This is a genomic window from Streptomyces glaucescens, from assembly GCF_002154375.1.
Classification (GTDB): Bacteria; Actinomycetota; Actinomycetes; order Streptomycetales; family Streptomycetaceae; genus Streptomyces; species Streptomyces glaucescens.
The window spans coordinates 24,125-33,466 of the sequence record NZ_MUND01000311.1; the positions used below are offsets into that span (position 1 = coordinate 24,125).

The 9,342-nt window shown below is 72.4% G+C and carries 8 protein-coding genes; 3 read left to right on the plus strand and 5 right to left on the minus strand.

Annotation, left to right across the window (positions count from 1 at the left end):
• Positions 1–31 precede the first annotated feature (31 nt).
• The 5 genes from CCN42_RS20780 to CCN42_RS20800 form a co-directional block, all read right to left on the minus strand.
• On the minus strand, positions 32–871 hold the full coding sequence (locus tag CCN42_RS20780) for a carbohydrate ABC transporter permease (protein WP_086737739.1): 840 nt from the start codon (positions 869–871) through the stop codon (positions 32–34).
• Positions 868–2,229 carry an ABC transporter permease subunit gene (locus CCN42_RS20785; protein ID WP_086737741.1) on the minus strand — a complete coding sequence of 454 codons (1,362 nt, stop codon included), beginning with the start codon at positions 2,227–2,229 and terminating at the stop codon, positions 868–870. Before CCN42_RS20785 ends, CCN42_RS20780 begins: the two co-directional genes overlap by 4 nt.
• 1 nt (position 2,230) lies before the next feature.
• Positions 2,231–3,556 (minus strand): ABC transporter substrate-binding protein, encoded by a 1,326-nt coding sequence (locus CCN42_RS20790; protein ID WP_086737743.1) that lies wholly within the window; start codon positions 3,554–3,556, stop codon positions 2,231–2,233.
• 25 nt (positions 3,557–3,581) lie between these two features.
• The gene (locus CCN42_RS20795) at positions 3,582–5,219 is read right to left on the minus strand and encodes a glycoside hydrolase family 13 protein (RefSeq protein WP_211294758.1); all 1,638 of its coding nucleotides are present in this window, start codon (positions 5,217–5,219) and stop codon (positions 3,582–3,584) included.
• 135 nt (positions 5,220–5,354) lie between these two features.
• A complete protein-coding gene (locus tag CCN42_RS20800; protein ID WP_086737745.1) occupies positions 5,355–6,629 on the minus strand; it encodes an ABC transporter substrate-binding protein in 1,275 nt (424 codons plus the stop codon).
• A 129-nt stretch (positions 6,630–6,758) separates the two neighbouring features.
• On the opposite strand from CCN42_RS20800, the gene CCN42_RS20805 reads away from it, so the two are divergent.
• The 3 genes from CCN42_RS20805 to CCN42_RS20815 all read left to right on the plus strand — a co-directional run.
• Entirely contained in the window at positions 6,759–7,292 is a 534-nt protein-coding gene (locus CCN42_RS20805; protein WP_086737747.1) for a PadR family transcriptional regulator, read from the plus strand.
• A complete protein-coding gene (locus tag CCN42_RS20810; protein WP_086737749.1) occupies positions 7,289–8,041 on the plus strand; it encodes an ABC transporter ATP-binding protein in 753 nt (250 codons plus the stop codon). Before CCN42_RS20805 ends, CCN42_RS20810 begins: the two co-directional genes overlap by 4 nt.
• A 52-nt stretch (positions 8,042–8,093) precedes the next feature.
• On the plus strand, positions 8,094–9,342 hold a 1,249-nt coding region (locus CCN42_RS20815; RefSeq protein ID WP_143661969.1), incomplete at its 3' end, for an ABC transporter permease.

A 9,342-nucleotide genomic window follows, 5' to 3' on the forward strand; every position in this document is an offset into this window, starting at 1 on the left:
CCGGGTTCTCCGCCGCCCCTCGTGTGTCCGGCTATTTGACCGACCCCGCCATCACCCCCTGCACGAAGTGCCGCTGGAAGGCGAAGAACACCGCCACCGGGACCACCAGGGAGAGGAACGCGCCGGGGGCCAGGACGTCGATGTTGCTGCCGAACTGGCGGATCTGGGACTGGAGTTCCACGGTCAGCGGCTGGGCGGTGCTGTCGGCGAACAGCAGGGCGACCAGCATGTCGTTCCACACCCAGAGGAACTGGAAGATGGCGAGGCTGGCGATGGCCGGGCGGCCGACGGGCAGGACGAGGCGGATGAAGATGCGCCACTCGCTGCCGCCGTCCATGCGGGCGGCCTCCAGCATCTCCTTCGGGATCTCGGCGAAGTAGTTGCGCAGCAGGAACACCGCGAACGGCAGGCCGTAGGCCACGTGGAAGAGGACCACGCCGGGGATGGTGCCGAACAGGCCGAGCTGGCCGAAGAGTTTGGCGACCGGGAGCAGGCCGATCTGCACGGGGACCACCAGCAGGGCCACCACCAGCAGGAACAGCGGTTCGCGCAGCGGGAAGTCCAGCCAGGCGAAGGCGTATCCGGCGAGTGCCGCGATCACCACGACCAGGACGGTCGCCGGGACCGAGATCAGCACCGTGTTCCAGAAGGCCTGGGTGATGCCCGAGTTGTCCAGCAGTGCCGAGTAGTTGTCGAAGGAGAGCTGGCCGGGGCTGGTGAAGACGGTCCACCAGCCGCCCGTCGCGGTGTCCTCTGCGGACCGCAGCGAGGAGAGGAACAGCCCGGCGAGCGGGGTCATCCAGACCAGGCCGGTCACCACGAGGAAGGCCTGGACGAGCCCGTTGCCCAGTCCGCGCCGGATCGCGTTCATCGCTGACTCCTTCGGAAACGGCGGACGTTGAAGACCATCGCCGGGACGACCAGCAGCAGGAGCAGGACGCCGAGCGCGCTGCCGAGGCCCTGGTTGTTGCCGCCGCCGAACGACACCAGCCACATCTGCGTGGCGAGCACGGTCGCGTCCTCCTGTACCGGGCCGGGCGCGATGATGTAGACGAGGTCGAAGACCTTCATCACGTTGATGACGAGGGTCACGAAGACGACCGTGAGCACGGGGGCGAGCAGCGGGACCGTGATCCGGCGGAAGATCTGCCACTCGTTGGCGCCGTCCATCCGCGCCGCCTCCAGGGCGTCCCGGGGCAGTGTGGACAGGCCCGCGCCGATCAGCACCATCGCGAAGCCGGTCCAGATCCACAGGTACGCCCCGATGATCGCGGGCGTGACGAGCGCCGGGCCGAGCCAGGAGACGCCCTCGTAGGGCGGGGCGAAGTTCGAGGCGGGCAGTCGCACCGTGTAGGAGCCCTCGGAGAGGCCGTCGAAGCGGAACGATCCGTCGGACGCCGTGGTCGTGGAGGCGACCGCCTCGCCGTCGCGCACCGCCTCGACCCGCATCTCGGGCAGTCCGCTCTCGCGCCGGTCGACCCGGCCCTGCTCCCCTCCCCCGCCGGGCGTGAAGTCCAGGTAGACGACGCCGCGCAGCTCGTCGGGGCCGGGGGTGCGGCCGGCCGCGGCGTGGGCGGGTTCTGCGCCGCCGGGCAGGTCCTTCGGCTGGACGCCGACCAGGCCCAGCGTCACCGTGTCCCCCGGCGAGAGCGCCGCGGTCGTGCGGTAGGCGCCGTCCGGCTGCTTCGTCAGGCCCTGGCCGTCGCGGGCCCGGGCGGTCGGGTAGGAGGAGGTGCCGGTGAAGGCGTCGTGGACGGAGACCACGGCGGCGTTGAGCACGCCCTTGTCGGGGTCCTCGTCGTAGGCGAGCCGGAAGATGATGCCGGCGGCGAGGAAGGAGACCGCCATCGGCATGAAGAGCAGCAGTTTGAAGGCGGTGGCCCAGCGGACCTTCTCCACCAGCACGGCGAGGATCAGGCCGAGGCCGGTCAGCAGGGTCGGCGCGACGACGACCCAGATGGCCGTGTTGCGGACGGCCTTGAGGGTGGCGGGGTCGCGGAACATCTCGGCGTAGTTCTCGCCGCCGACGAACCGGGTCCCGGAGGCGTCGAAGAAGCTGCGGCCGACCGAGAACAGCACCGGGTAGACGACGAGGGCGCCCAGCAGGAGCAGCGCGGGGAGGACGAAGAGCAGGGCGATGATCCGGCCCCGGCGCCGCGGGCGCCGACGGACGTCGTCGGTGCTCGCGGCGGCCGGACGGCTCGCCTCTTTCACGAGGGTGGCGGTCATGTCAGCCCCGGTACGCCTTGGCAGCCGCGGCCTCCAGCTGCGCCGCGGTGGCCTTCGGGTCCGACGGGTCGCGCAGGAAGTCCTGGAGGATCTTCCACTCGCCGGTGCCCTTGGTGCCGCCGAAGGCCGCAGGGGCCTGGTCGGACATGTCGAAGCGGACCGAGTCCCCGGCGGCGACGAGGGACTTGGCGGTCGCCCGGGTGACGTCGTCGCCGTAGGAGGCGAGATCGAGGTTCTTGTTCGGGGAGAGGAAGCCGCCGGCCTCGGCCCACACGGCCGCGGCCTCGGGGGTGGCCAGGTACTCCACGAGCGCCATGGCGGCCTTCTGGTTCTTGCCCTCCTTCAGGACGACGGCCGCGTCGCCGCCGCTGACCACGGGTGCCTTGCCGCCGCCGACCGCGGGGAAGGGGAAGAAGTCCGCGTCCTCGCCGATCGCCCTGCCGAACTGGTCCTTGGCGACTCCGGCCACGAAGTCGCCCTCGTAGACCATGCCCGCCTCGGGCTCCGGCCCGAACACCTTCTCCACCGAGCCGGGGAAGTCGGTGTTCAGGGCGCCCTTCTGGCCGCCCGCGATCAGCTGCTTGTCCTTGAAGAGCTTGCCGAGCGTGGTGAGCGCCTCGACGACGGAGGCGTCCGTCCACTTCAGCTCGTGCGCGGCGAGGGCGTCGTACTTCTCGGGCCCGGCCTGGGAGAGGTAGACGTTCTCGAACCAGTCGGTGAGGGTCCAGCCGTCCTGGCCGGCGACCGAGAAGGCGGCGAGTCCGGAGTCGGAGACGGTCCGTCCGGCCTTCAGCATCTCGTCGTACGTCTTCGGCGGCTTCACGCCCGCCTGGGCGAGGGCGTCGGGGCTGTACCAGACGGTCGACTTGTGGGCGGCCTTGAAGTAGAGGCCGTACAGCTCGCCGTCGACGCTGCCGTACTTCTTCCAGACGGGGGCGAAGCCCGCGTCCACGGACTGCTCGGTCTTCTCCGACAGCGGCTTGAGCCAGCCCTGTTCGGCGAACTGCTTCAGGACGCCGACCTGCGGGACCATCACGACGTCGGGGGCGTTGCCGCCCTCGATCTTGCTGCCGACGACGGTGGAGACGTTGTCGCCGGTGGACACGAACTGGGTCTTGGCGCCGGTCTTCTCGGTGAAGGCGTCCAGCACCTTCTGGAAGTTCCGCTGCTCGGTGCCGGACCAGACACCGGCCACGGTGACCGTCTGGCCGCTCAGCGCCTGGTCGCCGCCGCCGGCGCTGACGGGCCCGCCCCCGCAGGCGGTCGCGCCGAGCGCCAGGGCGAGGGCGGTGCAGGTGGTGAGGAGGGTGGTACGTCGTCGCATCATCGTCGATGTCCCTTCGCAGGTTGTCTCAGGAGGAGACGGGGAGGTCGTTGATCCACCAGGCCGCCGTCGAGCCGGGCAGTTCCCCGGCCGGGCAGGCGCCGCTGGACAGCAGCGGGGTGCCGGAGACCGGCGCGGGTACGCAGGCCGTGCCGAAGTTGACCGCGCAGACCAGGTCGTCGCCGCGGACGAAGGTCAGCACGCCGGGCGGGGAGTCCAGCCAGCGCAGGGTGCCCTCGCCGAGCTGGGGCAGGGCGGCGCGCAGCTGGAGGCCGTCGCGGTACAGGTGCCAGAAGGAGCGGGTGTCGGCGAGGGCGCGCTCGGTGGCGTACTCGGCGAAGTAGTCGGGCTGCGGCAGCCACGGCTTGGCGCTCTCGGCGCCGGAGGTGAAGCCGAACGGCGAGGCCTGTCCGGACCACGGCAGGGGCACCCGGCAGCCGTCGCGGATCCGGGCGCGGCTGCCGGTGCGGCGGAAGATCGGGTCGGTGAGGACGTCGTCGGGCAGGTCGACGACCTCGGGCAGGCCCAGTTCCTCGCCCTGGTAGATGTAGGCGGCGCCGGGGAGGGCCAGCATCAGCAGGGCGGCGGCGCGGGCGCGGGCGGCGCCGAGGCCGCTGCCGCCGGGGGCGGGTTCGCCGTAGCGGGTGACGGTGCGGACCTGGTCGTGGTTGTTGAGGACCCAGGTGACGGTCGAGCCGGTGCCGGCGATGTCGTCCATGGCCTCGGAGATGACCTTGCGGAAGGCGTCGGGGTCCCAGGGGGCGCCGAGCAGGTCGAAGAAGAAGGCCTGGTGGAGTTCGTCGGGGCGGACGTACAGGGCGTGCTCGCGGGCGGTGGGCACGGACACCTCGCCGACCAGCAGGCGTTCGCGGCCGTCGCGGGCGGCGTACTCGTCGCACACGGACCGCCAGTGCCGCCACACGTCGTGCACCTCGGGCTGGTTCCAGGCGAGCGGGTTGACCGAGTCGCGGGTGCGGGCGTCGGCCTCGGGGTCGTCGGAGTCGGGCAGCGCCGGGTGCTTGAACAGGCCGGCGGCGACGTCGATGCGGAAGCCGTCGACGCCCCGGTCGAGCCAGAAGCGCAGGATCCGGTCGAACTCGGCGGGTATCGCCGGGTTGCGCCAGTTCCAGTCGGGCTGCTCGGGCGTGAACATGTGCAGGTACCACTGGCCGGGGCGGCCGTCCGCCTCGGTGACCCGGCTCCAGGCCGCCCCGCCGAACATGGCGTGCCAGTTGTTGGGGGGCTCGCTGCCGTGGGGTCCGCGTCCGTCGGCGAAGTGGAAGCGGGCGCGGGCCGCGCTGCCCGGCGGGGAGGCGAGCGCCTCGCGGAACCACGGGTGGGCGCTGGAGCAGTGGTTGGGGACGATGTCGAGCAGCACCTTGATGCCGAGCCGGTGCGCGGCGGCCACCAGCCCGTCGAACTCGGCGAGGTCGCCGAAGAGCGGGTCGACGTCGCAGTAGTCGGCCACGTCGTAGCCGTGGTCGGCCTGCGGGGAGGGGTAGAACGGGCTCAGCCAGATCCCGTCGACCCCGAGCTTCTTCAGGTACGGCAGCCCGGCGCGGACGCCCGCGAGATCGCCGACGCCGTCGCCGGTGCTGTCCAGGAAGCTGCGGACGTAGACCTGGTAGATCACCGCGTCCCGCCACCAGTGGTACTTACTCAACATGCATGCATGTTAGGTAGGCGTGTCAGAGGGGTGTCAACGAAGAGAACGGAAGATACTGGTTGGTTGGGGCGTCAAAGCGGGACCAATCCGGGCATGCTGAAGTCAGTTGAGATGTCGCCGTTACCTAACAAGTAACTAGCGGGCGGAGACGGCCGCCAGCTCCCGCGCGAGCCTGCGCACCGCGGCCTCGGGCGTCTGCCGCCCGGTCAGCGCGTCCTGCACGGCGGCCTGCACCACCAGGCTGACCTGGTCGTAGTGCGGGCTCTTGGGGCGCGGCGCGGCCCTGAGCACGCTCTCGCGCAGGGTCGGCAGGTAGGGGAAGGCCCGCACGAGGGCCGGATCGTCGTAGAGCGCGGCCCGTACGGGCGGCAGCGCGCCACGCGTGAGGACCTGGCGCTGCACGGACTCGCTGGTGAGGTACGCGATCAGGCGCGCGGCCGAGTCCGGATGCCGGGCATGGCTGCTCACGGCCAGGTTGGAACCGCCGAGCACACTGGTCCCCGGCCCGTCCGGACCCGGCAGCGGTACGGCGCCGATCTTCCCGGCGACCTTCGATCCCTCGCCGGAGGCGACGGCGTACGCGTACGGCCAGTTGCGCAGGAAGAGCAGCCGGCCGTCCTGGAAGGCCTGCTTGGACTCCTCCTCCTTGTAGCCCAGCGCCGCCTTCGGGATCCAGCCCTCGCGCACCCCGCGCGCCAGGAACCCGATGCCCTCGCGGGCCGCCGCCGAGTCCACGGTGACCCGCTCGCCCTCGTCACCGAGGATCGTGCCGCCCGCCGAGTAGACGGCCTCGGCCGCGTTGACGGTCAGGCCCTCGTACGGCAGGAACTGTCCGGCGTAGCCGCCGAGCCCGTGCCGGGGGGCGATCGTCTCGGCGTGGCGCTCCAGCTCGGCCCAGGTGCGCGGCGGCGGGACGCCCTCGGCGGCGAGGACGTCCTTGCGGTAGAGGAGCAGCCCGGCGTTGGTGACGTACGGGACGGCGTACAGCCGCCCGTCGTAGGTCGCCGTGTCGACGACCGGCCGCAGGAAGCTCTCCAGCGCGAACCGCTCACGCGGCAGGGGGCGGATCCAGCCCGCCGCGGCGAACTCCGGGGTCCAGTTGACGTCGATGTTGAGGACGTCGAACCGGCCGCCACCACCGGCCCGCAGGTCGGTGGCCATCTGGGCCCGGGTCTCGTCGGCCGAGTCGGGCAGTTCCACGAGGGTGACCCGCTCACCGGGGTGGTTGCGGTTCCAGCCGTCCAGCAGAGGGCCGAGATAGCCGGTGAGATCGCCCGCGGTGGCCAGGGTGAGCGGACCGCGTCCGCCGCCGCTCTGCCCCTCCCGCGCCTGCGCGCCGAACGTGACGTAACCGGTCAGCAGGACCACGAGGACGAGGAGGCCCCTACCCGCGGCACGCGTCCACCGCATAGGTTCCTCCCTGTACACCGGCCACGGGCGCCCTCGCCCGGGTCAGAGGCCATGTATACCTGTTAGGTATGGGCGATACTAGGGCCTGGAACACATTACGCACAGGGTGAGGACAGGAGGACTGCACGAGTGCGCCTGCCCCTCCTGGCACTCCTCGCGCGCGGCCCGGCCCACGGCTATGAGCTGAAGCAGGACCTTGAGCAACTGCTGGGGTCCGCGTACCCTCAGCCGAACGTCGGCCAGATCTACGTCACCCTCGGCCGCCTCGAGAAGCAGGGACTGATCGAGGGCGAGGACGTCGCGCAGTCCAGCCGGCCCAACAAGAAGGTCTACCACCTCACCGACGCCGGGCGGACGGCGCTGCGCGCCTGGTTCGAGGAACCCGAGGACGAGCCCCGGGTGCGGGACGAGTTCTTCATGAAACTGGCCCTCGCCCCGCAGACCGGCATCGCCGACCAGATCGCTCTCATCAACAAGCAGCGGCGCCAGTACCTGAACACCATGCGGCAGCTGTCGAAGCTGGCCGCCGCCGAAGACCGGGACAACCGCATCGCGCATCTGCTGATCGAGGGCGCGATGCTGCACCTCCAGGCCGACCTCGACTGGCTGGAGCGGTGCCAGGAAGAGCTGGAGGAGTCGGTGAAGTCAAAGGAGCTGGAATGAGCGACGGTTCCGCTCCCGTGCTGCGCGCCGAGGCCCTGGTGAAGACGCACCACGGCGAGGGCGCGCCCGCCCGCGCGGTGCGCGGGGTCGGCCTGTCCGTGCGGGGCGGCGAGTTCGTGGCGATCACCGGGCCCTCCGGCGCCGGCAAGTCGACCCTGCTGCACCTGCTCGGCGGGCTCCAGCGGCCGGACAGCGGCAGCATCTGGCTGGACGGCGAGTGCGCGGACGCCTGGAGCGAGGCCCGCTGGGCGGTGGAGCGGCGCAAGCGGATCGGGATCGTCTTCCAGTTCTTCAACCTGGTGTCGAACCTGTCCGTCGCCGACAACGTGGAGCTGCCCGCCCTGCTCGCCGGCGTGCCGCCCAGGCGGGCCCGCGCCGAACGCGAGGACCTGTTGGCCGAGCTGGGCCTCACCGGCAAGGAGCGCAGCATGCCCGGTGAGCTGTCCGGCGGCGAGCAGCAGCGGGTCGCGCTCGCCCGCGCCCTGGTCAACCACCCGCCGCTGCTGCTCGCCGACGAACCCGCCGGCAGCCTCGACAGCAAGGGCACCCGCGAGGTGATGCGGCTGCTGTCCCGCTTCCACCAGCGCGGCCAGACGATCCTGCTGGTGACGCACGACGCCCGGCTGGCCAGTGCCGCGGACCGGGTGATCAGCTTCTTCGACGGACGGATCGCCGACGACGCGGAACTGGACGGCGGTTCCTCGCCCCGCCGGTCCGGGATATCCGGTGTGCTGGAGCTGAAGGACTGAGATGCCGGTGCACGACCGCCGCCCGGCACCCGGGCCGAGGGGCTTCAGGCCCGTGCGAGCCACCCTGCGCTGGGCGCACTCCGATCTGCGCACCCACCGCGGCGAGGCGGTGTTCCTCGTCCTCGCCACCGCCGGCGTCGTCGCCTCCCTGCTGCTGGCCACGGCCCTGTTCGGATACGCCACCAACCCCTGGCAGCGGGTCTTCGCCCAGGCGCGCGGCGCCCACGTGTGGCTGCACACCGACGAGTCGGCCGACCTGCGCGGACTGGCCCGGCTGGACGGCGTCGAGTCCGTCGCCGGGCCCTACCCCACCGCCTCCGCCACCGTCGCCGCGCGCGGCAGCCGCGCCTCCGTCGAACTGCGCGCCGGCTCCGCCGAGGTGCCGTCCGTGGGCCGCCCGCTGCTCGTCTCCGGTCGCTGGCTCGACCCGGCCGTCCCCGACGGCGTGGTCCTGGAGAGCCGGCTCGCCCGCGCGCTGCTCGCCGAGCCGGGCGACACCCTGACCCTGCCCGGCACCGCCCGCAGGCTGACCGTGGTGGGCGTCGCCGACAGCGCCGAGCCGCGCTACCGCCCGGGTGAGCAGCCGGGCCTGGTCTGGGCGCTGCCGTCCGCGGTACCCACCCCGGACGCCCAGGCCGTCGGGCTGCGGCTGACGGATCCCGGGGACACCGGGTACGCCGTCCAGCGCGCCGTGACGGTGCTGGGCGCGGGGGCGATCGGCGAGGTGTCCACCTGGCAGCAGGCCCGCGCCGAGGCACAGGGCGGCAACCGGCTCCTCGGGCAGGTGCTGGGGCTGTTCGGGCTCGGCGCGCTGATCGCCGCCGGGTTCGCCGTGCACGGGGCGATCAGCACCCGGATCCGCGGCCATCTGCGGGACATCTCCGTGCTGAAGGCGATCGGCTTCACCCCCGGCCAGGTGGTCCGGATCTTCCTCCTCCAGCATCTGGCGTACGCCGTGCTGGGCGCCGTGGCCGCCGCCGCGCTCACCGAGGCGCTGGGCAGCCGGATACCGGGGCGGCTCGGGGACGCGGTCGGGGTGTGGCAGGGGCTGCCCGGTCACACGGCGGCGCTCGTCGCGGTACCGGTGGCCGCCGTGCTGTTCATCGGCGCGACCACCGGACTCGCCGCGTGGCGGGCGGGCCGGGTGCCGCCGGTGCCGGTGCCGCTGCCCGCCACGCCGCTGGGCGGGCGGGCAGCGGGAGCACCGGGCCGGGGGCCGGGCCCGCGGACCGCCGTCTCCCCGGCCGCCGCGCCGGAGGACCGGCGACCGGGCGCGGCGCGCCGGTTCCTCGGGGCGGTCC